Source organism: Nocardia arthritidis (assembly GCF_011801145.1).
Taxonomy (GTDB): Bacteria; Actinomycetota; Actinomycetes; order Mycobacteriales; family Mycobacteriaceae; genus Nocardia; species Nocardia arthritidis_A.
In genome coordinates this window covers 4,272,935-4,298,367 of record NZ_CP046172.1, presented here as the reverse complement: position 1 = coordinate 4,298,367, position 25,433 = coordinate 4,272,935, and the positions used below count along the sequence as shown (strand labels likewise).

General features: G+C 67.4%; 27 protein-coding genes. 7 read left to right on the top strand and 20 right to left on the bottom strand.

What is annotated here, in order from left to right:
• Window positions 1–59: 59 nt before the first annotated feature.
• The 15 genes from F5544_RS19355 to uraD (F5544_RS19285) form a co-directional block, all read right to left on the bottom strand.
• On the bottom strand, window positions 60–1,457 hold the full coding sequence (locus F5544_RS19355; RefSeq protein ID WP_167474480.1) for a nucleobase:cation symporter-2 family protein: 1,398 nt from the start codon (window positions 1,455–1,457) through the stop codon (window positions 60–62).
• Between the two features lie 9 nt (window positions 1,458–1,466).
• Window positions 1,467–2,372, bottom strand: coding sequence for a factor-independent urate hydroxylase (gene pucL, locus F5544_RS19350; RefSeq protein WP_167474479.1), 906 nt, complete (start codon window positions 2,370–2,372; stop codon window positions 1,467–1,469).
• A gap of 9 nt (window positions 2,373–2,381) precedes the next feature.
• Window positions 2,382–2,708, bottom strand: a complete 327-nt coding sequence (uraH, locus tag F5544_RS19345) for a hydroxyisourate hydrolase (protein WP_167474478.1) — start codon at window positions 2,706–2,708, stop codon at window positions 2,382–2,384.
• A complete protein-coding gene (gene uraD, locus F5544_RS19340) occupies window positions 2,705–3,196 on the bottom strand; it encodes a 2-oxo-4-hydroxy-4-carboxy-5-ureidoimidazoline decarboxylase (RefSeq protein WP_167474477.1) in 492 nt (163 codons plus the stop codon). Before uraD (F5544_RS19340) ends, uraH (F5544_RS19345) begins: the two co-directional genes overlap by 4 nt.
• Window positions 3,197–3,379: 183 nt before the next feature.
• On the bottom strand, window positions 3,380–3,754 hold the full coding sequence (locus F5544_RS19335; protein ID WP_167474476.1) for a helix-turn-helix domain-containing protein: 375 nt from the start codon (window positions 3,752–3,754) through the stop codon (window positions 3,380–3,382).
• Window positions 3,747–3,989: a thiamine-binding protein gene (locus F5544_RS19330; RefSeq protein WP_167474475.1), complete on the bottom strand. Its 243-nt coding sequence runs from the start codon at window positions 3,987–3,989 to the stop codon at window positions 3,747–3,749. Before F5544_RS19330 ends, F5544_RS19335 begins: the two co-directional genes overlap by 8 nt.
• Window positions 3,990–4,011: 22 nt before the next feature.
• Complete coding sequence (locus F5544_RS19325) at window positions 4,012–5,151, bottom strand: XdhC family protein (RefSeq protein ID WP_167474474.1); 1,140 nt, start codon at window positions 5,149–5,151, stop codon at window positions 4,012–4,014.
• Between the two features lie 17 nt (window positions 5,152–5,168).
• Complete coding sequence (locus tag F5544_RS19320) at window positions 5,169–6,611, bottom strand: NCS2 family permease (RefSeq protein WP_167474473.1); 1,443 nt, start codon at window positions 6,609–6,611, stop codon at window positions 5,169–5,171.
• A gap of 118 nt (window positions 6,612–6,729) precedes the next feature.
• Window positions 6,730–9,057, bottom strand: coding sequence for a xanthine dehydrogenase family protein molybdopterin-binding subunit (locus tag F5544_RS19315; RefSeq protein WP_174867365.1), 2,328 nt, complete (start codon window positions 9,055–9,057; stop codon window positions 6,730–6,732).
• Window positions 9,054–10,406, bottom strand: a complete 1,353-nt coding sequence (locus tag F5544_RS19310; RefSeq protein ID WP_167474472.1) for an 8-oxoguanine deaminase — start codon at window positions 10,404–10,406, stop codon at window positions 9,054–9,056. The genes F5544_RS19315 and F5544_RS19310 overlap by 4 nt, the downstream gene beginning before the upstream one ends.
• Window positions 10,403–10,876, bottom strand: a complete 474-nt coding sequence (locus F5544_RS19305; protein ID WP_167474471.1) for a (2Fe-2S)-binding protein — start codon at window positions 10,874–10,876, stop codon at window positions 10,403–10,405. The genes F5544_RS19310 and F5544_RS19305 overlap by 4 nt, the downstream gene beginning before the upstream one ends.
• Window positions 10,876–11,745, bottom strand: a complete 870-nt coding sequence (locus F5544_RS19300; RefSeq protein WP_167474470.1) for an FAD binding domain-containing protein — start codon at window positions 11,743–11,745, stop codon at window positions 10,876–10,878. The genes F5544_RS19305 and F5544_RS19300 overlap by 1 nt, the downstream gene beginning before the upstream one ends.
• Window positions 11,746–11,748: 3 nt before the next feature.
• Window positions 11,749–12,627, bottom strand: coding sequence for a factor-independent urate hydroxylase (gene pucL, locus F5544_RS19295; RefSeq protein ID WP_167474469.1), 879 nt, complete (start codon window positions 12,625–12,627; stop codon window positions 11,749–11,751).
• Between the two features lie 3 nt (window positions 12,628–12,630).
• A complete protein-coding gene (gene uraH, locus F5544_RS19290) occupies window positions 12,631–12,930 on the bottom strand; it encodes a hydroxyisourate hydrolase (protein WP_167474468.1) in 300 nt (99 codons plus the stop codon).
• Window positions 12,927–13,454, bottom strand: a complete 528-nt coding sequence (uraD, locus tag F5544_RS19285) for a 2-oxo-4-hydroxy-4-carboxy-5-ureidoimidazoline decarboxylase (RefSeq protein ID WP_167474467.1) — start codon at window positions 13,452–13,454, stop codon at window positions 12,927–12,929. The genes uraH (F5544_RS19290) and uraD (F5544_RS19285) overlap by 4 nt, the downstream gene beginning before the upstream one ends.
• A 159-nt stretch (window positions 13,455–13,613) precedes the next feature.
• On the opposite strand from uraD (F5544_RS19285), the gene F5544_RS19280 reads away from it, so the two are divergent.
• Entirely contained in the window at window positions 13,614–15,107 is a 1,494-nt protein-coding gene (locus tag F5544_RS19280; protein WP_167474466.1) for a PucR family transcriptional regulator, read from the top strand.
• On the opposite strand, the gene F5544_RS19275 is transcribed toward F5544_RS19280, so the two are convergent.
• Window positions 15,040–15,762 carry a class I SAM-dependent methyltransferase gene (locus tag F5544_RS19275; protein WP_167474465.1) on the bottom strand — a complete coding sequence of 241 codons (723 nt, stop codon included), beginning with the start codon at window positions 15,760–15,762 and terminating at the stop codon, window positions 15,040–15,042. The genes F5544_RS19280 and F5544_RS19275 overlap by 68 nt on opposite strands.
• 157 nt (window positions 15,763–15,919) lie before the next feature.
• Between F5544_RS19275 and F5544_RS19270 the strand changes: the two genes are divergently transcribed.
• Together F5544_RS19270 and F5544_RS19265 are read left to right on the top strand one after the other, a co-directional pair.
• Window positions 15,920–16,729: a nucleotidyltransferase domain-containing protein gene (locus tag F5544_RS19270; protein WP_167474464.1), complete on the top strand. Its 810-nt coding sequence runs from the start codon at window positions 15,920–15,922 to the stop codon at window positions 16,727–16,729.
• Between the two features lie 191 nt (window positions 16,730–16,920).
• Window positions 16,921–17,439: a glyoxalase superfamily protein gene (locus F5544_RS19265; RefSeq protein WP_167474463.1), complete on the top strand. Its 519-nt coding sequence runs from the start codon at window positions 16,921–16,923 to the stop codon at window positions 17,437–17,439.
• Here the strand turns inward: F5544_RS19265 and F5544_RS19260 are convergent.
• A complete protein-coding gene (locus tag F5544_RS19260) occupies window positions 17,436–18,149 on the bottom strand; it encodes a TetR/AcrR family transcriptional regulator (RefSeq protein ID WP_167474462.1) in 714 nt (237 codons plus the stop codon). The genes F5544_RS19265 and F5544_RS19260 overlap by 4 nt on opposite strands.
• A gap of 104 nt (window positions 18,150–18,253) precedes the next feature.
• On the opposite strand from F5544_RS19260, the gene F5544_RS19255 reads away from it, so the two are divergent.
• Window positions 18,254–19,780, top strand: a complete 1,527-nt coding sequence (locus F5544_RS19255; protein WP_238847333.1) for an FAD-dependent monooxygenase — start codon at window positions 18,254–18,256, stop codon at window positions 19,778–19,780.
• A gap of 9 nt (window positions 19,781–19,789) precedes the next feature.
• Window positions 19,790–20,041, top strand: coding sequence for a hypothetical protein (locus F5544_RS19250; RefSeq protein ID WP_167474460.1), 252 nt, complete (start codon window positions 19,790–19,792; stop codon window positions 20,039–20,041).
• 11 nt (window positions 20,042–20,052) lie between these two features.
• Here the strand turns inward: F5544_RS19250 and gap are convergent, their stop codons facing one another.
• Window positions 20,053–21,057 (bottom strand): type I glyceraldehyde-3-phosphate dehydrogenase, encoded by a 1,005-nt coding sequence (gene gap / locus F5544_RS19245; protein WP_167474459.1) that lies wholly within the window; start codon window positions 21,055–21,057, stop codon window positions 20,053–20,055.
• Between the two features lie 106 nt (window positions 21,058–21,163).
• On the opposite strand from gap, the gene F5544_RS19240 reads away from it, so the two are divergent.
• On the top strand, window positions 21,164–21,595 hold the full coding sequence (locus tag F5544_RS19240; RefSeq protein ID WP_203217604.1) for a MarR family transcriptional regulator: 432 nt from the start codon (window positions 21,164–21,166) through the stop codon (window positions 21,593–21,595).
• Window positions 21,596–21,604: 9 nt separating this feature from the next.
• On the opposite strand, the gene F5544_RS19235 is transcribed toward F5544_RS19240, so the two are convergent.
• A complete protein-coding gene (locus F5544_RS19235; protein WP_167474458.1) occupies window positions 21,605–22,186 on the bottom strand; it encodes a TetR/AcrR family transcriptional regulator C-terminal domain-containing protein in 582 nt (193 codons plus the stop codon).
• A 90-nt stretch (window positions 22,187–22,276) separates the two neighbouring features.
• Between F5544_RS19235 and F5544_RS19230 the strand changes: the two genes are divergently transcribed.
• The gene (locus tag F5544_RS19230; protein ID WP_167474457.1) at window positions 22,277–23,704 is read left to right on the top strand and encodes a hypothetical protein; all 1,428 of its coding nucleotides are present in this window, start codon (window positions 22,277–22,279) and stop codon (window positions 23,702–23,704) included.
• A gap of 79 nt (window positions 23,705–23,783) precedes the next feature.
• Here the strand turns inward: F5544_RS19230 and F5544_RS19225 are convergent, their stop codons facing one another.
• The gene (locus tag F5544_RS19225) at window positions 23,784–25,346 is read right to left on the bottom strand and encodes an alpha-amylase family glycosyl hydrolase (protein ID WP_167474456.1); all 1,563 of its coding nucleotides are present in this window, start codon (window positions 25,344–25,346) and stop codon (window positions 23,784–23,786) included.
• Window positions 25,347–25,433 lie beyond the last annotated feature (87 nt).

The following is a 25,433-nucleotide window of genomic DNA, read 5'->3' as shown; positions in this document are numbered from 1 at the left end:
CAGCACAATCCTGCGAATCGATCGGGAGCCGATTTCGTAGGTTCGTCCAGCCCGGCGGCTCAGTCCCGGATGTCGTCGTCGATCCGGTCGCCGAAACCGTCCCGTTCGTCCGCGGCGGCGGTGAATACCGACGCGCCGGATCGATTTCCGATGGTCAATTCGTTGAACAGCAGGTTCAGCACGATCGCGACCAGCGCGGTCACGCTGATTCCGGAATGCGCCACCACCGCGAACGATCGCGGAAAGGCATCCCAAAAGGTCGGCGCGGCAATGGGAATCAGGCCCGCGGCCAGCGATACGGCCACGATCACCATATTCAGGTTGTCCTGGAACCGCACCCGTGCAAGCGTCCGGATACCGCTCGCCGCAACCGATCCGAACAATACGATGCCCGCGCCGCCGAGCACCGGATACGGAATGCCGGCCACTATCGCACCGATCGCGGGCACCAAACCCAGCAGCAAGAGGACCGCGCCGCCCGCGGCCACCGCGAACCGGCTCCTGATGCCGGTCAGCGCGACCAATCCGACGTTCTGCGCGAAGGCGCTGCACGGGAAGGCCCCGAACAGCGGCGCCACCGCGGTGGCCGCCATATCCGCGCGCAGACCGTCCGCGACGCGCCCGGAATCGACCGTGGTGCCGACGATTTCGCCGATGGCGAGGATATCGGCGGTGGTCTCGGTCATGATCACCAGGATCACGATCGTCATCGAGACGATCGCCCCGATCTCGAAGGTCGGTGCGCCGGACGGCAGAAACTGCGGTAGCGCAACAACTTTCGTGTGGGCAACGGCGCCGAAGTCGGCCTTGCCCGCCAGCGCGGCCGCCGCCGTGCCGAGCACCAGCCCGATCAGTATGGACAGCCGCGAGATCGCACCCTGGAACACCCGGCTGAGCACCAGGATGATCAACAGGGTGAGGCCGGCGAAGCCGATATTGCCCATCGACCCGTATCCGGGTTGGCGCGGATCGTTGCCCATCGCCCACTGGAATGCGACCGGCAGCAGCGACAATCCGATCGCGGTGATGATCGTGCCGGTCACCACGGCCGGGAACAGCCGGACCAGTTTCGCGAAGAACGAGGAGAGCACCAGGCCGATGAGCCCGGCGACGATGATCGCCCCGTAGACCTCCCGCAGCCCGCCGGAATGCGCGATGGTCACCATCGTCGATACGCTGGCGAACGAAATGCCTTGCACGATAGGCAATCTGCTGCCGATACAGCCGATCCCGATGGTCTGCAGCAGGGTGGCGACACCCGAGACGAACAGTCCCGCGGTGACCAGCAGCGCCATATCCGCGCCGGACAGTCCCGCCGCCCCGCCGACGATGAGCGGCGGCGCGATCACCCCGCCGTACATGGTGAGGATGTGCTGTGTGCCGTAGACGACGAGTTTCGGCAGCGGATAGCGTTCGTCCTCGGTGCCCGGATGCCTTTGTCGCCCAGTGAGTTTCATGGTGTTTCCTCAACAGAATCCGGGCACCCCGAGCCAGGCGTTGCCCGCCGGGGTCGCATCGTCGCGGTGCACGCTCGCCTCGATCAGACCGTAGGGACGGTCGGCGGCGATGAACACCTCGCCCGGATTCTCCACCTGGAACGGGCTCAGATCCACCAGGAAGTGATGCTTGTTCGGGGCGGAGAATTTGATCTCGGCGACCTCCCGATGCTGTTCCAGCGCAGCGCGACCCATGCTGTAGAGGGTCTGCTGCAACGCCATCGAATGCACCACCGCGAACTGGCGCAGCAGGGTCGCGCGAATCGAGGCATAGGACTTGTCCCAGTCCACCTCCGTATGGTCGTAGCGCCACCGCGCGACCAGTGAGGTCGCCATGATGCGGTCCTCGGTCGGCCGCAGGGTGGTGTACTTGTCGGTGAAGAAGCCGTGGAATTCCGAGCCGGTCGACTTGAGCAGCAACAGATCTCGGATGCCGGTGATCACGTGGGTGCGGCGTTGGTCGCCGTAGCCGTCCATATTGACGACCGTGTTGCGCACGCCGCCCTCGGCCCGCACGAACGAATGATCGTGTCCCGCACCGTCTACCGGAATCCGGTCCCAGGCGTACTCCTCGATTTCCACGCGCGCGCCGTCGGCGCCGGGGCAGCGTGCGATGAAATGGTCGGCCAGCGTCAGCGCGAATTCCTCGATGGCGCGCACACCCTTCTCCTTGGCGAAGGAGAAAGCGGTGTTCTTCTGGGTGTCGGTGGGCAGGACGTCGCGCTGGTCACCGGTGATGTGCGCATCGCCGAACCGGCCGCGCAGCGCCGATGAGACATTGAGATCGCGGATGACGTGCCGATCGGTGTCGCGGTAGACCCGCACCACCCGGCTCTCGGCCTTGCCGTACTGATTGTGTCCAAGCTGGATTGCCATGCGAAACGTTCAACTCCCTCGGTAAACGGAACAGGCGAATGGGCTGAGCAGCAGCGGTATGTGGTAGTGCGCGCGCCCCTCGACAGGCGTGAAGCCGATATCCACCGTGGTGAGGAAGTAGTCCTGCCCGGTGGCGACGCCGTACTGGGCGACGTCGAAAACGAGTCGGTAGCAACCGGATTCGAGGTGGTCGGGGCCCAGCTCCCGGATCCGGCCATCAAGGTCGGTAACACCGGCGCCGAGTACGCCCGCGCCGGCCAGCTCCAGCCGCACCGGAACTCCGGCGGCCGGTACACCCAGCGCCGTATCGAGGACATGCGTTGTGACAGCGCTCATTCCGCGATCACCCTCCGCAGCCGCAGGCGGGCGATCTTCCCGAGTTCGGCGGCGATCACCCGGATTTCGGTTTCCTCGTCGTTGTCGAGGCGCGCCGCCAGCGCGGTCAGCACCTCGTCGGCGGTCAGACCGGTCGCGCAGATCAGGAAGACGCGCCCGAATCTGTTCTCGTACCGGCGATTCGCCGCAGCCAACGCGGTCGCCGCGTCGGCGGATATTCCCGACTGTTCCGCGCGGGACCAGGCCGCGCCACGGTCCGCGCCGTCGCGGCGCTCGCCGATGCGCGGGTGAGCGGACAACGCGCGGTCCACCTCGGCCGGGGTGAACTCGCCCGCGAGGCGATCGGAGGTGTCGAGCAGGCTGTTGAGATCCCGATACGGCCGGGCGCCGAGCAGGGCGTTCGCCCATCGCGGTGCGTCGCAGCATTCGAGCAGCGCGGGCAACAGTCGTTCGCTCCCCAACCCGTTGAACTCGTCGATTGTGAGCATAGGCAGCACTTTCTCGCATTGCGGAATTATGATTCCGACTAGAGAAATAGTGTCACAGGTCACGACGTTGCGTCAACAGTTTGTTGAAACCGCGCTGCGGTCAGTAGAACCCGGCAACCGCCGAACTCGCTACGAAACGTGGGACACCCGTTGCATCGCAACGGGTTTCAAGTGACTATCGAATCAGGAGCGAGTGCGGTTGAGGTAGTTGTAGATGGTGAACCGGGTGACCCCCAGCGCCTCGGCCACCGTCTCGGCGGACCTGCGATAGCTGAACGCACCGCGTTCCTCCAGCAACCGCACCGCGCGCTGCTTGTCCGCGCGCGGCAATTCCGCTAGCGGCCGGTCGAATTCGGCCGCGACCTCCCGCAGCAGGCGCTCGATACCGTCCGCGACGCCGAGCCGCACGCAGGCGAGCGTCGCACCCTCCCACACCAGCGGCACATCGTCGGCGGCACAGTCGGCGGCCGGAATCAGCGTCGCGCCAACGCGTTCCAGCAGCGGTGCGATGGTGACCAGCACCGGATGCGTGCGGTCGGGCCTGGGCGATTCAGTCATCGTCCCGCTCGACCTGCAGCGTCACCCGTGATGCACCGTTGCCGAAGGCCACCACCAGCATCTGCTGCAACGCCGGGAGCAGCGCCGCGGCCGGACCGGCCACCAACGTGCCGAGCGGGCCGAATTCGCATGTGAGACCGAGCTTCTCCAGCGCGGCCAAGGCCTCGGTGGCATGCGGCGGCGGATCGCCCTCGCCACGGAAGGGCTCGGTGGTGAACTCCGCGCGTAATCGCATGGCGAACAGGCTACCGCCCTGGTCACCCATGCCGAGCCGGACGACCCGGCGACACATCGAACTCCGCGAATTCGAGGGTATCCGGCACCGCGACCTCGGGCACCGGCACGCTGTCCCGGTGGATCGGGGCGCCGCTCGTGCCGAGCGGCAGGCCGGAGCCGCCGCGGCGCAACGCGATGATCTCGGCCGCGATGGATACCGCGGTCTCCTCCGCGGTGCGTCCGCCCAGATCCAACCCGATCGGCGAACGCAGGTGCGCCAGTTCGGCTTCGGTCAATCCAACGGCGCGCAGCCGGGCCATCCGGTCCGCGTGGGTGCGGCGCGAGCCCATCGCGCCGACATAGGCCACCGGCAGCCGCAGCGCCACCTCCAGCAGTGGCACATCGAATTTCGCCTCGTGCGTCAGCACGCACAGCACGGTGCGCGAATCCACCTGCGTACCGGCCAGATAGCGGTCCGGCCAGGAAACCACCACCTCGTCCGCCTCCGGGAACCGCGCCTTCGTCGCGAACACCGGCCGGGCGTCGCACACGGTGACGTGGTAGCCGAGGAACTTCCCGATCCGCGCCACCGCGCCCGCGAAATCGATTGCGCCGAACACGATCATCCGCGGCGGCGGCACCTGCGACTCGATGAAGACGGTGCGCTCCCGATCGGCGCAGCCGAGCACCCGCACCCCGGTCGCGCCGAATTCGAGCATCGCCCGCGCCTCGGCGGCGACGGTGGCATCGAATTCCGTCCCGACGATCCAGGACGCGCCGACGGCCATCGCCTCGCCGGAACGCAGATCACGCACCAGCGCAACGGGTTCGACCGCCCGCAGCACCGTATCCAAGACGGACCGTTCGGCCTCCCCCACCGGCTGCACGAAGACCTCGATGACGCCCCCGCAGGTCAGCCCGACCGCGAACGCGTCGTCGTCGCTGTACCCGAAGCTTTCGCGCACCGGCGTTCCGGTGCGAAGTGCCTCGCGGCAGAGCTCGTAAACGGCGCCTTCCACACAGCCACCGGAAATACTTCCGATCACTGTGCCCTCATCGTCGACGGCCATGGCGGCACCGAGCGGCCGGGGCGCGCTTCCGGTGATGCCGATGACCGAGGCAACGGCGTAATTCTTCCGCGCCGCATGCCATTTCCCGAGTTCTGCCGCGAGGTCACGCATTATCTCCCGACCCTTTCCTATCCGCCGAGCAGCAGCTCGATCGCGGAAATCCCGAAGTAACAGGCGAATACGGCGCCGACCACCCAGAGCAACCAGTGCACCTCGCGGAATTTGCCGCGCGCCGTCTTGATCACCAGCAGCGCGATCAGACCCGCGCCGACACCGTTGGTGATCGAGTAGGTGAACGGCATCAGGATGATGGTGAGGAACGCCGGTACCGCCACCTCCAGATCCGTCCAGTCGATCTTGCGGGCCTGGGTCATCATCAGCGCGCCGACCAATACCAGCGCGGGCGCAGCGGCCTGGATCGGCACCACACCCGCGAGCGGTGTGAAAAACACTGCGAGGCAGAACAATCCGCCGGTCACCAGGCTGGTGAGTCCGGTGCGGGCACCCTCACCGACACCCGTCGCGGACTCGACGTACACGGTGTTGCCCGCACCGCCGCTGAGACCACCGATGATCTGGCCGACGCCGTCGACGGTGAGCACCTTGCCGAGCCCCGGCATGGTGCCGCGCTCGTCGAGCAGCCCGGCCTCGTCACATACCCCGAAAACCGTTCCCATGGCGTCGAAGAACCCGGTGAGCACCAGGGTGAACAGCACGACACCCGCCGTCAGCGCGCCCGCGGTGGCGAAGCCGCCGAGCGGATCGATATGCAGCATCAACCCGAAATCCGGTGCGGCGAACAGCTTTTGCGGCGTCTTCGGCACCACCGTGCCCCAGGACTTCGGATCGATCCTGGCCAGCGAATTGATCACGACGGCGACAACGGTCGCGACCGCGATGCTGATCAGGATGGCGCCGGGCACTTTCCGGACGTAGAGCGCGAGCATCAGGACCAGCCCGACGGCGAAAACCACTACGGGCCAACCGACGAGGTGCCCGCTCTGCCCGAGCGTCACCGGTGGACCATCGCTGGCACCGTGCCCGACGACGCCGGAGGACACCAGTCCGATCATCGCGATGAACAGGCCGATGCCCACGCCGATGGCGTTTTTCAGCCCGATCGGGATGGCGTTGATGATCAGTGTCCGCAGCCCGGTCGCGGCCATGATCACGATGATCACGCCCATCAGGAAGACCAGGCCCATGGTCTGCGGCCAGGTCATATGCGGCGCCGCCTGGAAGGCGACCACCGGAACCACGCCGAGACCGGCCGCCAGGGCCAGCGGCACATTGCCGACGACACCCATGAGGATGGTGCTCAGCCCCGCGGAAAACGCGGTGGCCGTGGTGAGTTGGGCAATGCTGAGCGATGCCCCGTTGACGTCCTTGACGCCGCCGAGGATCAGCGGGACCAGGAGTATGACATACGCCATAGCGACGAATGTGGTGACACCGCCGCGGATTTCCCGGGTTATAGTGGTTCCGCGTTCACGCAGTCGAAACAACTTCTCGAGCGCGGTCGAACCAATCGCCTGCCGCGATGCGGGAGATTGGGTCTGTACTTGGGTCATGGCTGCCCTCCTAAGGGCGTAGCCGACCTACGGTGCGCGGGGTTGCCGCCCCGGCACCGGTTGGTTCGGATCTAGCGGTTGTGGGGCCCGGACATGTCACCCGCCAGGCCCCCGTTGATCAACAGCTCCGGATGATGTCCTCCGGTCGCACCGGCACATGGGTGATGTGCACGGTTCCACCCGCCGACCGGCACGCGTCACGAATGGCGGCGACGATGGCGGGAGTCGAGGAGAGCGTGGGTGGCTCGCCTGCGCCGCGCAGCCCGTATGGGGCACGCGGATCTGGGTTTTCGAGTATGTCGAGCCGCTGCGGCGGCGTATCGAGGATGGTCGGGATCAGATAGTCGGTGAAGGACGGGTTGCGCACCTTGCCGTCGCGCACCTGGATCTCCTCCATCACCGCGAGGCCGAGGCCCTGCACGGCGCCGCCGTGGATCTGACCCTCCAGCGAGAGCCGGTTCATGATCTTGCCGACGTCCTGAACCGCGTCCAGCGCAACGACTTTCACCAGACCCAGCTCGGTGTCGACGTCCACCACCGCGCGGTGCACGCACAGCGCGAGCTGGGTGTGGCTATTGCCCTGGCCGGTGACCGGATCCATCCCGGTGGTCCGATGATGCGAGTAGGTCCTTGTCTCCTCGATGAATTCGTCGCCGAGGATGTCGACGATGGCGGCCAGCACCTCACCGGTATAGGAGACCACCTTGCCGCCGATCAGCGCGACGGCCGGATGCCCCTGTGCGGCAGCGCGTTTCAGTAGCGTCTCACGTACCGCCTCGCATGCCGTCTTCACCGCGCCGCCGGTCATATAGGTCTGCCGGGACGCCGAGGACGAGCCCGCGTCGCCGACTCCGTTGTCCGCGGGATGGATGGTGACCCGTTCGATGCCGAGTTCGGTTCGCGCGATCTGCGCCTCGACCGTCACCAGGCCCTGGCCCACCTCGGCCGCCGCGGTGTGCACCAGCGCCACCGGCTCGCCGCCGATCACCTCCAGCCGCACCCGCGCCGTCGAGTAGTCGTCGAAACCCTCGGAGAAGCAGATGTTCTTGATGCCGACGCCGTATCCGATGCCGCGCACCACACCTTCACCGTGCGTCGTCTGCGACGCCCCGCCGGGCAGATTGCGAATGTCGGCCGCGTCCAACGGTTCCGGCAGCGGCATCGCCTTCGCCCTGCTCAACATCTCGGCCATCGGCGTCGGCGCGTGCAGCACCTGTCCGGTGGCCAGCTTGGAACCCTGCGATACCGCGTTGATCTGGCGCACCCGCACCGGATCCATATCCAATGCCTCGGCCAGCTTGTCCATCATCGACTCGTGCGCGAAACACGCTTGCACCGCGCCGAATCCGCGCATCGCGCCGCACGGCGGATTGTTGGTGTACACACCGTAGGCGTCGATCTCGAGATGCGGAATCTCGTAGGGGCCCACCGCGAGTGAGGACGCGTTACCCGTGACGTTCAGCGTCGCCGAGGTATACGCGCCGCCGTCGAGCACGATGCGCACCTTCCCGTAGACGAGCTTGCCGTCCTTGGTCGCGCCGTATTCGTAACGCATGTGCGCCGGGTGCCGGTGCACATGCCCGAAGAACGACTCCTCGCGGTTGTACATCATCTTGATCGGCTTGCCGGTGTACATCGCCAGCATGCCCGCGTGGATCTGCATGGACAGGTCCTCGCGGCCGCCGAACGCGCCGCCGACGCCGGCCAGCGTCATCCGGATCTTCTCCGGCGGCAGGCGCAGGCATGGGCCGATCTGCGAGAGATCGTTGTGCATCCACTGGGTGGCCACATAGAAGTCGAGCCCGCCGTCCTCGCCGGGTATCACCAGACCGGCCTCGGGGCCGAGGAAGGCCTGATCCTGGATGCCGACCGTATAGTCCTCGGTCACAACGACTTCCGCGAGCGCGCGGCCCACCGCGAGATCGCCGGTGCGCACCGGCTGATGGCGGGCGATGCCGCCGCGCTCCTGCACCTTCAGCCGCTCCGGATCCTCGATCACCGCGATCGGATCGGTAATCGGTTCCAGCACTTCCCATTCGATCGCGATGGCCGCGACGGCGCGGCGGGCGATCTCCGGATGATCGGCGGCGACCAGTGCGATCGGCTCGCCGTGGTGGCGCACCTCCCCGATCGCCAGCACCGGCTGATCCCAGGTGTGGTCGAGCCCGTACATCTTGCGCCCGGGTACATCCTCGTGGGTGAGCACCGCGTGCACACCGGGCAGTGCCAGTGCGGGCGCGATATCGATCGAGACGATGCGGGCGCGCGGGTGTGGGCTGCGCAGCGTCGCACCCCACAGCATTCCGTCCATCCACAGGTCGGAGGCGTAGGCGAATTCGCCCTTCACCTTGAGCGTGCCGTCCGGGCGCAGCGGGCTCTCGCCGACGCCGCCCTTACCCGGCGCGGCGACCTGCTCCGGAAATCGCGTAGTACGTGCTGTAGTCATCGCCCCTCCTGTTCGAATCGCGCGAGGCGTTTACGGGCCAAAGCACCCGCGCGGCCGACGGCATCGTGTGCGACGGTGCGCAATTCGTCGTTCTCCACCACGGTCCGGCCGCCGACGAGCAGCCGGGCCAGCGGCGGCTGCGGGCCGAATACCAGGGCGCACACCGGATCCGCGACCGCGGACCGGAAACCGTCGACCCGCCACATCGCGATATCGGCCAGCTTGCCCGGTTCGAGCGTGCCGATCTCGTCCTGGCGGCCGAGGTTTCGCGCGCCGCCGATGGTGCCGATCTCCAGCGCCTGCCGCGCGGTGAGCGCCTTCGGTCCGTGCACCGCGCGTTGGAACAGCATGGCCTGCCGCATTTCTCCGGCCAGGGAGGTCAATTCGCTGGAGGCCGCGCCGTCGACGCCGAGGCCCACCGGTGCGCCCGCCGCCAAAAGGTCGGTGACGCGGGCGATTCCGGCGCCCAGCCGGGCATTGGAGCTGGGGCAGTGCGCCGAACCCGTCCCGGTTTCGGCGAAGCGGCGAATATCCTTGTCGTGCAGGTGCACCGCGTGCGCGAACCAGACGTCGTCACCGAGCCAGCCGAGCTTTTCCATGTATTCGACCGGGGTGCAGCCCATCTGCTCCTTGCAGTGCTCCTCCTCGTCGAGGGTTTCGGCGAGGTGGGTGTGCAGCCGGACGCCCATACTCCTGGCGAGCGTCGCGGATTCGGTCATCAGATCCGCGCTCACCGAGAACGGCGAGCACGGCGCCACCGCGACCCGCAGCATCGAGCCGAAGGACGGATCGTGGTACTTGTCGATGGTTTCCGCGGTGTTGGACAGGATCTCGTCCCGGTCCTCGACCACCTCGTCCGGCGGCAGCCCGCCGTCCTTCTGCCCGCGGTCCATCGAACCGCGGCACGGGTGGAACCGGATGCCGAGTTCGTGCGCGGCGCGCACCTCGGCCTCGAACAGGTCGCCGCGACCCTTCGGGAAGACGTAGTGGTGGTCGGTGCTGGTGGTGCAGCCGGTGAGCGCCATCCAGCCCAAACCCGCTGCGGCGGCGCCATATACGACATCGGCGTCCATCCGCGCCCAGAGCCGGTACAGGCCGGTCAGCCATTCGAACAGGGTGGCGTCCTGGTACAGGCCCTGCGTCGCCCACTGGTACAGGTGGTGATGGGTGTTCACCAGACCGGGCGTCACCAGGCAACCGGTGCCGTCTATCCGCTGGGCGTCCGGGCCCGCGGGCGCCGCGCCCGAGCCGACCGCCTCGATCAGCCCGCCGTCCACCACCACGTACCCGGATTCGATCTCCGGCCCGGCAATCGGTGCGATGTAAGCGTTTTCGATGACGAGCTTCATGACCGCGCCGCCTTCCGCTCGGCCGCCAGCCGGACGGCATCCAGGATCTTCTCGTAACCCGTGCAGCGGCACAGATTCCCGGCCAGCGCCTCACGGATCTCGGCGTCCGACGGATCGGGGACCCGCTCGATCAGGTCGTGCGCCTGCACGATGAGACCCGGTGTGCAGAAACCGCATTGGACCGCACCCGCCTCGACGAAGGCCTGCTGCATCGGATCGAGCCGGTCGCCCTGGGCCAGCCCCTCGACGGTGCGCACCGAGCGGCCGTCGGCCTGTCCGGCCGCGACCAGGCAGGAACATACCGGGGTGCCGTCCAAATAGACCGTGCACGAACCGCATTCGCCTTGTTCGCAGGCGTTCTTGGAGCCGGGCAAGCCCATTCGCTCGCGCAGCATGTAGAGCAGGCTCTCGCCCTCCCAGACATCGTCGACGGTCTCTTCGGAGCCGTTGACGTCGAAGGTGACGCGCATCAGGCCGCCTTCCTTTCTGCCACATAGTCGTTCCAGGCCCAGCCCAGCGCGCGGCGCGCCAGCACCGAGAGCGCGTGCCTGCGGTAGTCCGCGGCGCCGCGCACGTCGTCGATCGGCTTCGAAGCCGCCGCGACCAGTGCGCCGAATTCGCGCCGCACCGCATCCGGCAGCGGCGCCGGATCGTCCCACGGCAGTCGCGCGGCCAGGAATTCCTCGGCCGGGGTTGCCCGCAGCGGCGTCGGACCCGCCGAACCGATCCCGGTGCCAACGGTTTTCGTCTCCGGATGCAGCGCGACGGCGAACGAGCAGACCGCGATCACCATTGCGTTCCGCGTGCCGACTTTGGCGAAATACTGTGGTCCGCTTGCGTTTTCCAACCAGATGGCGCGGATCAGCTCATCGGGCTCCAGCGCGTTGCGCTTCACCCAGACGTAGAAGTCGTCCACCGGGATCATCCGGGTGCCGCGCGCCGCGGATTCCACCTCGATCACCGCATTCGCCGCCAGCAGCGCCGGATGGCTGTCGCCCGCGGGGGATGCCGCGCCGAGGTTGCCGCCGACGGTGCCGCGGTTGCGGATCTGTGGCGAGCCGACGGTGCGCGAGGCCTGTGCCAGAGCCGGCAGCTGCCGGTGCAGATCCCGGATGATCTTCACGTAGGGCACGCCCGCGCCGATACGCAGCCGGTTCCCCTCCGCCTGCACGCCGAACAGCTCACGACAGGGGTTGAGATCGAGCAGCGCGGCCGGGCGGCTGTGGTCGAAATTGAGTTCCACCATCACATCTGTGCCACCCTGTATCGCGCGGGCATCGGGGCGCTCGGCCTTCAATTCCAGTGCGTGCGACCAGTTTTCGGGTCGTAGAAAATCCATCGCTCACTCCCACGCCGGGCCGGGGGCCGGGGCGTCCTCGCGCAGCACGGCGCCCTCGATGAGCCCGTACGGGCGGTCGGCGGCGAAGAACACCTCGTTATCGTTGACCAGCCCGAACGGCTCCAGATCCACCTCGAAGTGGTGTTTGTTCGGCAGCGAGAGCCGCACCTCGACGATCTCCGGACAGGCGGCGAGCACCCTGTCGCCCATGGCGTAGAGGGTCTGCTGCAGCGAGAGGCTGTGCGTCTGCGCGAACGCCTCCAGCATCGCGCGCCGCGCCTCCCGGTAGGACTTGTCCCAATCGGCGGTGGCATCGAAGGCGTGCCGCCATTCGGCGTTCACCTCGGTGGCCAGGATCCGGTCGGTGGTCTCGCGCAGGGTGGTGTACTTGTCCTTGATGTAGCCGTGGAATTCCGAACCGGTCGAGTTCAGAACCACCAGATTGCGCAAACCCGATACCACCCAGGCGTTTTCGCCGTCGAAGTGCACCCGGGCCGTCCGGGTCTCCTGACCGTTGCGCACGAAGGAATGCTGTTTGTCGCCGTTGTCGGCGACGATCCGCTCCCAGCCGTACTCCTCGAGCGAAACCCGCGCATGATGGATCGGCTCCTGTGAGCCGACGAAATGCCTTGCGAGCAAAAGACCGAACGCCTCGGGCGAATCGATGCCGTATTCCTTGGCGAAGGCGAAGACGGTGTTCTTCTGGGTGTCGGTCGGCAGCACCGTCGCGTTGTCGCCGGTGAGATGCACCTGGTCCATCTCGCCGGAGAGCGCGACGCTCACGTTGAGATCCCGAATCTCATGTACGCCACCGTTTTTCGTCACCTTGACGACACGGTTCTCCGACTTTCCGTATCGGTTCGGACCGAGCTTGATCGACATTGTTCAGCTACCTCGATAGGTGGAGTAGGAATACGGACTCAGCAGCAACGGCACGTGGTAGTGCTCGTCGGCATCGGTGACGGTGAATTCGATGGTGACCGTCGGATAGAAGGGGCTCACCGCCGCGGTGTCGAAGATCAGTCGGTGCACGCCGGGCGCGGGCGCGGGCAGATCCTTGACCCGGCCGTCGTCATCGGTGCGCCGGTCGGCCAGCACCATGCCGTCCGCGGCGACCAGCCGGACAGCGAGGCCGGCCGCCGGGCGGCCCGTCGCGGCATTCAGCACATGGGTGGACAGACTCAACTGTGTCCCTCCACCAGCTTGGCCACCCGCAGCCCGGTGATCTCGGCGAGCTGATCGCGCACCACATCGCGCTCCACCTCGGGCGGGTTCCCCAGCCGTTTGTGCAATTCCACGAGCATCTCCGCCGCGTCGCGCCCGGCCGCCCGGATCAGGAACACATGGCCGAAGCGCTGCTCGTAGTCCCGGTTACCCTGCGCGAGCGCCGCGAGCACGGCCGTGTCGGCGTCGGCCGCACCGGACTGCTCGGACCGCGACCAGGCCGCTTCCCGCTCCGAAAGGCCATGCGGCCCTTTGGTTTCGGCGCGATCACCGATGCGCGGGTGGGCGGCGAGCGCCGCCTCGACATCGGGCCAGGCCAGTTCGCGGACCGCGGCGGTCGCGGTCTCGATCAGGACGGCCGCATCGGCGTACGGGAGACCCGACGCCACCGTGCGCGCCCACCTCGGCGAGGCGCAGCAGGTGAGCAGTTCCCGCTCGGCCTGGTCGGGCGGCAGCGCGTTGAGCCATCCGATTCCATTCGACATCCAACCTCCATGCGGCCATATCCGGTGGTCAGCCCAGTACACCCGCATTGGAGATCCACAGCCAGAAGCGAGAAATCTGAATTGTGCGCTGCTTCACAACCCAGCTTTTGTACTTATGTCCAAGGCCACCTCTCGTTAACCCTGTTAACCTTCGCAAACGTGCGACTTCGATCCCTGCTCACCATGACTGACCTGGGCCTACAGCTGGTCACCGGCGAGGATCAGCTCGACCGGTTCGTGCGCTGGGTGGTCACCACCGACATGCTCGACCCCAGCCGCTACCTGTCCGGCGGCGAGCTGGTGGTGACCGGGATGCAGTGGCGCCGCGACGCCGCCGACAGCGAGGCGTTCGTCGCCGCCGTCGCCCGATCCGGTGCCGCCGCGCTGGCCACCGGCGACGCCCGCTACGGCGGTGCGCCGCCCGATATCGTCGATGCCTGTCGCCGCTACCGGCTCCCGCTCTTCCGCGTCCCGGAGGACATTGCGTTCGCGCAGGTCACCGAGGAGATCACCCGAAATCTGTCGACCGGCCGCGCCGCCGACCTCACCGCGGTGCTCGACCGGCACCGCCAACTGGTCTCCGGTGACGGGCTCGGCGCGGTGCTGGAGCTGATCGAACGCGACCTCGGCATGCGCTGCTGGGTGCTGTCGTCCACCGGCCGGGTGGTCGCCGGGCCCGCCGAACCGCCCGCCGACGTCACCGCCGCCTTTCTCGGCGCCCGCCGCCTACCGCACCTGATCGCCGACCGGCGGCTGTCGCTGTTCGCCGTCGACGAGCACAGCACCTCCCGCGCCGCCGACTGGTTCCTGGTCTTCGAGGGCGATTTCAAGGATTGGCCGGAGGAGCGGCGCGCGCTCGCCGAGGAATTGGCCGCGGTGGTGTCGCTCGAACGCGCCAGGCAGGACGACCGGCAGCGGACCTCCGGGCGGCTCGCGCAGGAACTCATCCAATTGATCGTCTCCGACGCGAAACCGGCCGAGATCATCTCCCGGCTGGAGCTCACCGGGCTCGGCGCCACCGAGAACTATCTCGCGGTGGCCGCCGACGCGGATCTGCTGCGGCCGGGTGAGGTGCGAATGTTGTTGCGAGAGATGCAATTCGGCAGGCGGCCCGCGGTCGGCGTCGTCGAGGAGGAGGCCATCGCGCTGGTGCCCGCCGACGACGGCGGCTCCGTCATCGACGAAATACGGGACGCCGTCGAGGCTTTGGCGCCGGGGCTGCGCGGCAGCAGGCTCTCGGTCGGCGTCAGCGGCATCGTCGACGGCGAGGGGCTGCGCGGCGCGGTGGAGGAGGCGCGCTACGCCCGGCGGATGGCCGCCGCCCGCCCGCAGCGGGCCAGCGTCGTCGGCCACGGCGAACTGGCCACCCACATGCTGCTGCTGGCCAGCGTGCCCGACGAGGTGCGCCGCATGTTCCGGCTACGCCTGCTAGACCCGCTCAGCAGCTACGACCAGGACAACCGCGCCGACCTCATCCACACCCTGGAAACCTTCCTCCAGGTCTCCGGCTCGTGGACGAAATGCGCTGAGCTGCTGCACGTTCACGTGAACACCCTGCGCTACCGCATCCAACGGATCGAGGAGCTCACCGGCCGCGACCTGTCCCGGCTGGAAGACCGAGTCGACTTCTTCCTCGCCCTGGCCCTACGCTGACCGCCTTCACCGCGAGCACCGTCGGCGTCGGCCACCCTCCCTCCCCGAACCCAACCAATTCCATTCCAGCGCCGACGAATTCGGACAACAACCCGGCCAGCGGCAGATGCGCGGCCCCGACCTTGTCCCGCAATCCACGATCGGTCCACGACCGCGTCGTCCAGTGCGGTTCCCGATAACCCGGCCGGATCACGATCGCCGCCGCGTCGCCGCGATCCGCGAAACTCCCACAGAAGCAGGGATGTACGCCGATATGCACGAATATCCCGCCCGGTCGCAATACCCGCCGCACCTCGCCGAGCACAGCCGGATAGTCCGGCATATCGGTATGCGTCATGATCGCCACCGCGGCCGGGATGCTGTTGTCGTGGAACGGAAGTCGTTTCGCATCGCCGCGCACCACCGGTAGCCGGGGCGCCGCGTATGCCAGCATTCGGGCGGACAGGTCGACGCCGAGCGGGCGCCAGCCGAGCTCGCGCAGGCGGGCCGCGTATATTCCGGTGCCGCAACCGATGTCGAGACAGGTGTCGACTTCCTCGCGGCGGCCGAGCAATTCGCCGAGGATGCGATCGATCTCCAGCGGGTCTCCCGGGCGCTGGCTCGCCAGGAACTCGCGCTCGTACCAGTCGGCGATGCCGTCATATCCGGTATTCATTCGGTTTCAGCCCCTCCGTTGCCATCGGTCGATTACAGACGGACCGAGCGGGTGGGCGCCACGGATTCGGCCGTGGGCGGAATCGGTGTGTTCGCGATCTGCGGAAACGCGGTGAAATGGGCTCGCATGCAGCTACTTTCGCTGACATAGTGCATATATGGCCGTGACCGGGTTGGATGCCGATGGGTTCATCGCACGAGAGGGTTCGCTCAGCAATGTTCAGCCGGAGTTCGCGCCGCTGGTGGCGCGTACCCGCGAATTGATCTCGGACACCTTCGGCCCCGGCCGACTGCACAGCGCCTACCTGTACGGCAGCGTGCCGCGCGGCACCGCCGTGCCAGGGGTATCCGATCTCGATGTGCTGCTCGCGCTGCGCCGCGAACCCACCGAGGAGGACCGCGCCGACGCCGACCGCATCGGTGCCGAACTGGATGCCGCCTTCGCCCAGATCGACGGCGCCGGAATGCAAATCGCCGCGACCACCACGCTGCTCGACGATATCGGCCACCACGACCTCGGCTGGATGGTCGCCTGCCTGTGCACCCCGCTGCTCGGCGACGACCTCGCCGCTCAGCTTCCCCGCTACCGCCCCACCGAACGCCTCGCCCGCGCCGCCAACGCCGACCTGGACCAGGCCATCGCCGCCTGGCGCGCCCAACTCGACACCGAACTCACCGACGCCGACCGGATCATGCTGTGCCGCAAGGCCACCCGCCGCATCGTCCGCACCGGATTCACCCTGGTCATGCCCCGTTGGGGCGGCTGGACCAGCGACCTGCAACTGTCCGCCACCGTCTTCGGCCGCTACTACCCCACCCGCGCCGCGCAAATGCGCACCGCCGCGACCGCCGCCACCGCCCCGGACCCCGCCGTCCTCGACGACCTCATCAACGATCTCGCCCCTTGGCTCGCCGCCGAATACGATTCGGTCCTCGGACCGAATACGCCCGTTGCGGGACAGTCCTGACCCACAATGTCCTTGACAGCCGGCGGGGCTGCTTGCGAAGCTGGCGATCGGCCAGGTGCGGCCCGCCGCTCACCCCCGGTTCGGGGCAGGTGAACGCATCCTCGACGAACTACGCGAGACATCGAGTGCGCGGCGTGATCGTGGCAATGTGAGCACCACCGTCAACTTCCGCCGCGAGCAAGGATGTCCCGATGGAACCCACCTCCCGCGCCAAATCCATGGCCCGTGCGCTGCGTTCGGCGCTGGCCGAACACGATGTGACGCTCGGCCACGGCCAGTGCCTGGAGATCGTCGCCCGCCAGCTGAACGCCCGCGACTGGAATACGCTGTCCGGCACCGCGAACGGCGGATTCGCCTGCGCCGCCGCGATTCCGGTGCTGCGCATCTTCGACCTCGCCAAGGCGACCGAATTCTATGTCGACTACCTCGGATTCACCGTCGACTGGGTGCATCAATACGAACCGGATATGCCGCACTACCTTCAGGTTTCGCGGTCGAATACGGTATTGCACCTGTCGGAGCATCACGGCGACGGCAGCCCCAACACCGTCGTCTGGATCGCGGTGCGCGATGTCGAGGCCCTGCGCACCGAATTACATTCGCGCCCATACCAATTCCTGCGCCCCGGCATCGAGGACGACGGTGGATTCCGCACCCTCGCCGCCATCGATCCGTTCGGCAACGTGCTGCGCTTCGCCGAAGAGACCTAGAGTCCGCCGATCATCAGGTCGATGGTGAAATCGAACCGTTCGTGGCCGTCGCCCGCGGTGAGTTCGGCGGCGTAACGGGTTGTGTGCGGGAAGGTTTCGGCGGGCAGCGCGGTGAATCTGCGGATCAGTTCGGCGCGGTCGAGGACCCAGGCGGTGTCGTCGTGCACGGCGCGCTGACGCACGACCGATATTTCGAGGCAGTACGCGGCCACGTACAGCAGGAGGGCATCGGCCGTCCACGCGGCGACCTGCGGGGCGATGCCGCCCGCCAGCAGGATCGCCAGCATTCCCTCGTTGATCCGCACGATCTCGAGATCGGTCGGGACCATTGCGAGCGCGGCGCGCGAAATCCCGGGGTATTTCAGGTATTTGTCGCGCAGCTGGGTGCACACGTCGCGGATCTGTCCCCGCCAGGCCGCCGGATCGGGTTCGGGTAGTACGAGTTCGGCGCACAGCCGCCCGATGAGCAGTTCGCCGAGGTCGGCCTTGTCGACGACGTGCGCGTACAGCGAGGCGGGTCCGGTGTCGAGCGCGCCGGCCAGCCTGCGCATGGTGAGCGCCTCGTAGCCCTCCGTCGCGATGACGCCGAGCGCGGTGTCGACGACCTGTTCCACGGTGATCGGGGCCTTGCGGCGCCGCGGCCGCGGACCGGCCTCGACCTCCGGATTCGGCGGCAGGTGGCGCGCCGCGCGCCGCTGTCTCGGGTTCACGCGACAACCATAGCCCGCCACGAACGGCGTTCGCGTATAGAGCACTGCCCTTGACACGAACGGTGTTCGTAAGTAGAACAATGTTCGTGTTCAATGATCGAGACGTGACCGTGGTCGGAGCCGGGCCGGTGGGCCTGATACTCGCCGCTGAGCTGGCGCTCTCCGGCGCGAAAGTGCAGGTGCTCGAGCGCCTGACCGAGCCCGACGAGGCACTGAAGGCACAGGCGATCAACGTGCCGACGGCCGAAGCGCTCGACCGCCGCGGCCTGCTCCCCGCCGCCGCGGCGGTGCACCGGGAAACGCTCGCGCGCATGGGGCCGTTCGCTGGCACGCCCGACAACCGATTCACCGGACATTTCGCGGGAATCGTCCTCGATGCCGACCTCGTCGACTGGTCCGATCCCGACCTCGCCGCACATACCGCGGCCGCCGGGGCGCGAATGGTGCCGCAGCGTGAACTGGTCGCGCTGCACACCGAACACGTTGCGCGACTTGGTGTTCCGGTGCATCGCGGGGTGACGGTCACCGAGCTGGAAGACACCGGCGACGGCGTGCTCGTAGGCACTACCGCGGGCCGGATCCGCACCGGCTGGCTGGTCGGCTGCGACGGCGGGCACAGCACCGTGCGCCGCCTCGCCGGCATCGAATTTCCCGGCACCGACCCCGAATTCACCGGATACCAGGCGGTCGTCGAGATCGCCGACCCGGAAAAGCTTGCGAACAAATGGGTTTGGTCATCCGAAGGCGCCTACCGCTACGGACCGCAGCCCGGCCGGGTGGCCACCGTCGAATTCGACGGCGGTCCGGTCGATCGCTCGGCGCCGGTCACCCTCGCGGAGCTGCAAACCAGCCTGCGCCGGATCTCGGGCACCGACGTCACGCTGACCGCGCTGCGCACCACCCCGACCCGCTGGACCGACAATGCCCGCCAAGCCGCGACCTACCGGTCGGGCCGGGTGCTCTTGGCGGGCGATGCCGCACATGTGCACCCGCCGTTCAGCGGTCAAGGGCTCAACCTGGGGGTCGGCGATGCGATGAACCTGGGTTGGAAGCTCGGCGCCGTGGTCGCCGGATGGGCGCCGGACGGGTTGCTCGACACCTACGACGCCGAACGCCGCCCCCTCGGCGCCTGGGTGCTGGACTGGACACGATCCCAGACCGCGGTAATGCGCGGGGACGCCAAATCGGCCGCGCTGCGCGGGATCTTGGCCGATCTGCTGAACACCGGGGACGGCGCGACCTACGCGGTCAAGAAGATCTCCGGCGTCGACCAGCGCGTCGAGCTGCCCGGCGACCATCCGCTGATCGGGCGGCTCGTCCCCGATCTGTGGCTGCGCGACGGCTCACGCCTCGTCGATCACGGTCACGGCGGCGAATTCCTGCTGCTCGATCGCACTCCGGACGGCGCGTTCGCCCGGCTCGGCGCGGCGTGGGGCGAGCGGGTGCGCCGCGTGACCGACGAATACGCGACGCCGACCGGTGTGCTGGTCCGCCCGGACGGGGTGGTCGCTTGGGCCTGCGACACGACCGATACAACCGGTCTCGAAGCGACTCTTCACCGGTGGGCAGGCGCACCACAGCAGCGGTCCGCGACATCCGCCTATAGTGTCGGCTCGGACTCGATGCGATAGGGAGAACCCATGCCGCACCTGCCAACTCGCCTCGCCGCCGGCACAGTCGTCGCGCTCGGATTGACGATGGCCTCGACGGCCGTCGGGCACGCCGCACCGCCGCCGGGCACCAAGTGCGACAACGGCAGCGCCGTCATCAACACGAACGGCCAGTGCGTGCCGAACGGAAGTATGTGCTTCCTGACCGACGGAATCCTCATCGGCTGGACCAACGGCGACACCGGCCGCTGCGTGTCATACAACTTGTCGCAAAGTTATTGAGCGGACCGGGATTACAGCGCGGATCCCATCAGCAACGCCAGATCGATCAGCCGATTCGAGTACCCCCACTCGTTGTCGTACCAGCCGACGACCTTCGCCTGCGGTCCGAGCACCCGGGTGAGCCCGGCGTCGAAGACACAGGAGGCGGGGTCGCCAACGATATCGCTGCTCACGATCGGCGCCTCGGTGTAGGACAGCAGACCGCGGTACGGACCCGCCGCCGCGGCCGCGTACGCGGCGTTGATCTCCTCGATCGTGGTGGGGCGCTTGGTGATAACGGTCAGGTCGGTCAGCGAACCGGTCGGCACCGGCACCCGCAGCGCCGACGCGTCGAGCCGTCCGCGCAGTTCCGGTAGCACCGCGCCGATCGCCTTGGCCGCGCCGCTGGACGTCGGCACGATGTTGAGCGCGGCGGCCCTGGCCCGGCGCGGATCGCCGTGCGGGCCGTCGTGCAGGTTCTGGTCCTGGGTGTACGCGTGCGCGGTGGTCATCGAGCCGTATTCGATGCCGATCGCGTCGTGCAGCACTTTGGCAAGTACGCCAAGGCAATTGGTGGTGCACGAGGCGTTCGACACCACGGTGTGCCGCTCCGGATCGTAGGTGTGCTCGTTCACGCCGAGCACGATCGTGACGTCCTCGCCGTCGGCGGGCGCCGCGACGATCACCTTCTTCGCGCCGCCGCGCACATGTGCGCGGGCCCGATCGGCGTCGGTGAAGCGGCCGGTGGCCTCGATCACCAGATCGACGCCGAGATCGCCCCAGGCCAGCGCGGCCGGATCTCGCTCGGCCAGCACGGTGACCAGGCGGTCGCCTGCGCGGATGGCGCCCGGCTCGGCGGTGACCGCCGCCGGGAAGCGGCCGTTCACCGAGTCGTAGGCCAGCAGGTGCGCCATCGTCGCGACGGAACCGAGGTCGTTGATCGCGACGATCTCCAGCTCCGCGTCCCTGGCGAACGCCGCGCGGAAGACGCTGCGGCCGATGCGCCCGAAGCCGTTGATGCCGATCCGAACAGTCATGGGTACCTCTCTCAGAGCCGACGAACAGCGGCGTCCCGCGCCGCCGCAACAGCATAAGTCATTTAAATAAATAACTTAAATAAGCTCGGTGATTAGATTGGTCGCCGTGGATCACACCATCGACGTCGACGCCTTCGCCATCGCGATCGAGCAGTTCAACCGCTTCTTCATCCGGTTGCCCACGCTGGAGACGCTGTCGTTCACCACCCTGTCGGTGCTGTTCACCCTCGAGCATTCCGACGGCCCGCTGCGGCTCAGCGAACTGAAGAAGTCCGAGCAGGTCACCCAACCCGCGATCACCCAGCTCGTCACCCGGCTCGAACGCGACGGCCTGGTCGAACGCCGCCCCGACCCCACCGACGGCCGCGCCGTACTGGTCCACATCACCGAGGCCGGCTCGCATATCGTTCGTTCCCGCCACGCGGACCGCATCCGCAGACTTCAACCCCTCGTCGACCAACTCACCGAGCAGGATCGCGAGGCGCTGGCCGCGGCCCTCCCCGCACTGACCCGCCTGGCCGAACTCGGCCGGCAGTAACCGGCCGGTTTACGCCGGGCGCATTCCGTCGATCAGCCAGCGGAGGCCGGTTTCGAAGGTGGTGTCGGCGTCCGCGGACGCGGCGGCGATGCTCTGGACGCCGGGGCGGTCGAGGTTGCGTGCGGCGCCGGTCACGGTTTCCTGCTGCTGTTCGGACAGCGTCATGCCGACGGTGTAGTTGCTGACGGCGATGAAGGCCGCGCCCGCCTGTTCACGGGAAAAGCCCGCCGCGGCAAGGAGTTCGAAGAGCTGGTCCAGATAGTCCAGCTGATATTCGGCGTCCGGCCGCGCCCTGATCATCAGCAGCGCACCGTCGCGGCGGGAGCGGATGGCGCGGCGCTGGGTGCGCGCGAGATGAGTCAGCCAGGTGTCCCACGTCGCGCCGGGATACCCCACCTCGCCGACCACCGAAAGCACCAGCTCGCGCGCCATCTCGTTCAGCAGATCCTGCTTGTTCTGGAAGTGGTAGTACAGCGCCGACGGATGCACCTCGAGGTCCTTGGCGAGACGGCGCAGCGAGAGCGCCGCCAACCCGACCTCGTCGAGCTGAGCCAGGGCGGTGCGCACGATCAGTTCACGGTCGAGGGCCATGGCGGATGATCCTAACCTTTTCTACTAGACAGTGTTCAGCTACTGTCACTAGACGGTGTTCAGTGAACACTGTCTAGTTGGGAGGAAACCATGACTGAAATCGCCCTGGACCGAGACATTTCGCCGGGTATCCGGCTCGGCGTCGTCCGCGGCATCACCTACGGTCTGCTGCGCCCGCCGGAACGGATCATGCCCGCGGTACGCAGCGTCGGCGCGGGCATGCTGCGCTGCTACCTGTACTGGTCACAGATCGAACCCGAGCCGGGCCGCTTCGTCTGGGATGCCGTCGATGCGCTGCTCGGGCAGTTGGACGGCGACGAGGAGGTGCTGATCACCGTCTCGTCCGCATCGCTGTGGGGCACCCGGCGGGTCACCGATATGCTGCCGCCCTCTCCGGCAAAGGATCTCGACACCTTCGGCGCGTTCGTCCGTGCGCTGGTCACCCGCTGCCGTGGCCGAATCACCTACTGGCAGTTCGACAATGAGCCGTCCATACCGATCCTGTGGGCCGGGACGCCCGCCGAATACCTCGAACAGCTGAAGGTGTTCGCGGCCGCGGTGCGCGCCGCCGATCCGGACGCCCTCGTCATGCTCGGCGGCGAACCACCCGAAAACAACATGCGGCCGGGCACTTTCGAATACCTCGTCGAACACGGCCGCGATCATTTCGACGTATACGACGTGCACCTGTACGAGGATCCGTACCAGATTCCGGACCGGATCGCCGCGATCCGCGCCCTGATGGCCCGGCACGGCTACCAAAAGCCTATTGTCGCCGCCGAATACAACGGCCCGCTGCCGGGACCGGAGGTGTGGACATACCTGGCGGCCGCAGCTCCCGGATTCATGGCGATGATGTCGGAGAACTCGGAGAACAGCGATTGGACCGCGACCACCACCGACGACAAACCCGCCGCAGAACACGACGCGATGGTCGAGCTGTACAACCGGATGCCCGAATTGCCGCCCCAATTGCAGATGTTCATGCAGGGCTGCCCGCCGGAGTACGCGGATATGCACGATCGCTGGATGTGCCGAGAGATCGTGATGCGCAACCTGCTCGCCCTTTCGGCGGGTATCCGGCGCACGGCATGCTGGAACCTCGCGCCCGAAACACCCGGCGGCCAAAAGCCTTATACGATACTCGGCCTGATGTTCAACAAGTTCGCCCTCATGGACTACGAGGGAGATGACATCACCCTGCGGCACCGACAGGCGGACGCCCTCGCACTGACTTCCCGAATGCTGCACGGCGCCAAGATGATTCGGCGGACACCCACCGAGAATCCGGATTCCTACATCTTCGAGGTCGACCGCGACGGTGGGCCGCTCGTCGTCGCATGGCAACGGCACGCGGACCTCGGCGACGAGTCGGCCCCGGCGACGGCCCACGAACTCCCCTGGCCTACCGCCACCGCCCGCGCGCTCAACGCGTACGGCGAACCCGTTCCCGTCCGGGTCACCGGCGGGCGCGCCACCCTGCCGCTGACGCTGACTCCGATTTTCGTCGAATCCTGATCTTCGGGTCGGCGCCCGCCGCGTCAACGGCAGCGCCGACCACCGATCGGATACCTTGCCGGACAACACATGCTGGCTGTCACCCGATCGATACGAGGATTCCTTCGTGCGGGCCTAGGCGAAGACCACCCGATCCGGTGCTGCCCGGGTGGGTGGAGCAGAGCAGGCGAGCATCGGCGAGCGCCATCGGAGCGGTCACCGAGGTCGCCGCGAAATTCAGTGCGACCAGCAGGCGCTCGTCACCAGTCTCGCGGTGATAGGCGAAGACCCGATCGTCACCGAAATCGGCTACGCGGTAGGCGCCCTCGGTCAGTGCCGGATGAGTTCGACGCAGCGCCAGCAGTTTTCGGTACAGGTTGAGCAGGGAATCGGGCCGGGCGCGCTGAACCGCCACATTGATGGCAGGCGCGTCGGCGGCGATGGGCAGCCAGGGTGTGCCGAGGGTGAATCCGGCGTGCCGGTTTTCGTCCCACAGCATCGGTGCGCGGCAGCCGTCGCGGCCGTCCGGGTCGTGTGCCCGCTGCGCCGGGACGGGTACATCGGTCATGCCGATCTCCTCGCCGTAGTACAGAAATGGCGTGCCGCCCAGGGTGAGCAGCATCATCGCCGCCAGACGCGCCCGCGCCGGACCGTGGCCGTCTTCGGCGTAGCGGTGGGCGGCGCGCGGGAGATCATGGTTGGACAGCGCGTAGGTCGGCCATGCGTGCGCTGGTGTCGTGGCCTCCACGACCGCGACCGCGTCACGAAAACCGTTGGCGGACCACGGTTGTGACCAGAACGCGAAATTGAACAGCAGATTCAGTTCGTCGTCGTCGCCGTAGTAGGCGGTCAGCCTGCCGGAATCAGTGACGCCCACCTCGCCGACTGCCACCCGGTCCGGATAGTCGTCGAGCACGGCCCGCAAGGCGCGAAGCACCTCGTGCACCTCCGGGCGATCGATATGCCGCTGCCGCCCCGGCGGTGCGCCGGTCGCCTTGCGCAGGTGCGCCACATCGGGTGGATTATCTTGCAGCGCACGGTCTTTGATCAAACGGTGCGGGACGTCGAACCGGAAGCCGTCGACACCGCGATCCAGCCAGAACCGCATCACCTCGGTCATCGCCTGCCGCACAGCGGGATTCCACCAGTTGAGGTCGGGTTGATTGCGCGTGAACGAATGCAGATAGTACTGGCCGGTGGCCTCGTCGAATGTCCACGCCGCTCCGGTGTCCGGAAACGTGCTCAGCCAATTGTTCGGCGGCCCACCATCTTCCGCGGGATCGGCCCACACATACCAATCGCGGCGCGGCGCATCCCGCGCGGACCGCGATTCCTGGAACCACGGGTGCCGATCGGAGGTGTGGTTGGCGACGAGATCCAACACCACCCGCAGCCCCATTCCGTGCGCGGCCGACAACAACTCGTCGAAATCGCGCAAGGTGCCGAACACCGGGTCGATATCGCGGTAATCGCTGATGTCATAACCGAAATCGACCATCGGCGACCGATAGCACGGCGACAGCCAGACCGCATCCACCCCCAAATCCTTCAAATGCGCCAGCCGCCCGATGATTCCGGGCAGATCACCCACACCGTCCCCATCCGAATCGGCGAAGCTGCGCGGATAGATCTGATAGAACACCGCATCCCGCCACCAGCCCATGCGCAACCCCTTCCGGCCCAAGGCATCGCCACGACCCTATCCAATCGCCGCCGAATGCCGGGAGATCACGCGACCAATCGTCTGGCC

What these genes read in the sequence shown, in the direction of transcription:
- F5544_RS19355 (WP_167474480.1), bottom strand. Translation starts at nt 1,457, where the DNA reads ATGAAACTCACTGGGCGACAAAGGCATCCGGGCACCGAGGACGAACGC.
- pucL (WP_167474479.1), bottom strand. Translation starts at nt 2,372, where the DNA reads ATGGCAATCCAGCTTGGACACAATCAGTACGGCAAGGCCGAGAGCCGG.
- uraH (WP_167474478.1), bottom strand. Translation starts at nt 2,708, where the DNA reads ATGAGCGCTGTCACAACGCATGTCCTCGATACGGCGCTGGGTGTACCG.
- uraD (WP_167474477.1), bottom strand. Translation starts at nt 3,196, where the DNA reads ATGCTCACAATCGACGAGTTCAACGGGTTGGGGAGCGAACGACTGTTG.
- F5544_RS19335 (WP_167474476.1), bottom strand. Translation starts at nt 3,754, where the DNA reads ATGACTGAATCGCCCAGGCCCGACCGCACGCATCCGGTGCTGGTCACC.
- F5544_RS19330 (WP_167474475.1), bottom strand. Translation starts at nt 3,989, where the DNA reads ATGCGATTACGCGCGGAGTTCACCACCGAGCCCTTCCGTGGCGAGGGC.
- F5544_RS19325 (WP_167474474.1), bottom strand. Translation starts at nt 5,151, where the DNA reads ATGCGTGACCTCGCGGCAGAACTCGGGAAATGGCATGCGGCGCGGAAG.
- F5544_RS19320 (WP_167474473.1), bottom strand. Translation starts at nt 6,611, where the DNA reads ATGACCCAAGTACAGACCCAATCTCCCGCATCGCGGCAGGCGATTGGT.
- F5544_RS19315 (WP_174867365.1), bottom strand. Translation starts at nt 9,057, where the DNA reads ATGACTACAGCACGTACTACGCGATTTCCGGAGCAGGTCGCCGCGCCG.
- F5544_RS19310 (WP_167474472.1), bottom strand. Translation starts at nt 10,406, where the DNA reads ATGAAGCTCGTCATCGAAAACGCTTACATCGCACCGATTGCCGGGCCG.
- F5544_RS19305 (WP_167474471.1), bottom strand. Translation starts at nt 10,876, where the DNA reads ATGCGCGTCACCTTCGACGTCAACGGCTCCGAAGAGACCGTCGACGAT.
- F5544_RS19300 (WP_167474470.1), bottom strand. Translation starts at nt 11,745, where the DNA reads ATGGATTTTCTACGACCCGAAAACTGGTCGCACGCACTGGAATTGAAG.
- pucL (WP_167474469.1), bottom strand. Translation starts at nt 12,627, where the DNA reads ATGTCGATCAAGCTCGGTCCGAACCGATACGGAAAGTCGGAGAACCGT.
- uraD (WP_167474467.1), bottom strand. Translation starts at nt 13,454, where the DNA reads ATGTCGAATGGAATCGGATGGCTCAACGCGCTGCCGCCCGACCAGGCC.
- F5544_RS19275 (WP_167474465.1), bottom strand. Translation starts at nt 15,762, where the DNA reads ATGAATACCGGATATGACGGCATCGCCGACTGGTACGAGCGCGAGTTC.
- F5544_RS19270 (WP_167474464.1), top strand. Translation starts at nt 15,920, where the DNA reads ATGGCCGTGACCGGGTTGGATGCCGATGGGTTCATCGCACGAGAGGGT.
- F5544_RS19265 (WP_167474463.1), top strand. Translation starts at nt 16,921, where the DNA reads ATGGAACCCACCTCCCGCGCCAAATCCATGGCCCGTGCGCTGCGTTCG.
- F5544_RS19250 (WP_167474460.1), top strand. Translation starts at nt 19,790, where the DNA reads ATGCCGCACCTGCCAACTCGCCTCGCCGCCGGCACAGTCGTCGCGCTC.
- gap (WP_167474459.1), bottom strand. Translation starts at nt 21,057, where the DNA reads ATGACTGTTCGGATCGGCATCAACGGCTTCGGGCGCATCGGCCGCAGC.
- F5544_RS19235 (WP_167474458.1), bottom strand. Translation starts at nt 22,186, where the DNA reads ATGGCCCTCGACCGTGAACTGATCGTGCGCACCGCCCTGGCTCAGCTC.
- F5544_RS19230 (WP_167474457.1), top strand. Translation starts at nt 22,277, where the DNA reads ATGACTGAAATCGCCCTGGACCGAGACATTTCGCCGGGTATCCGGCTC.
- F5544_RS19225 (WP_167474456.1), bottom strand. Translation starts at nt 25,346, where the DNA reads ATGGGCTGGTGGCGGGATGCGGTGTTCTATCAGATCTATCCGCGCAGC.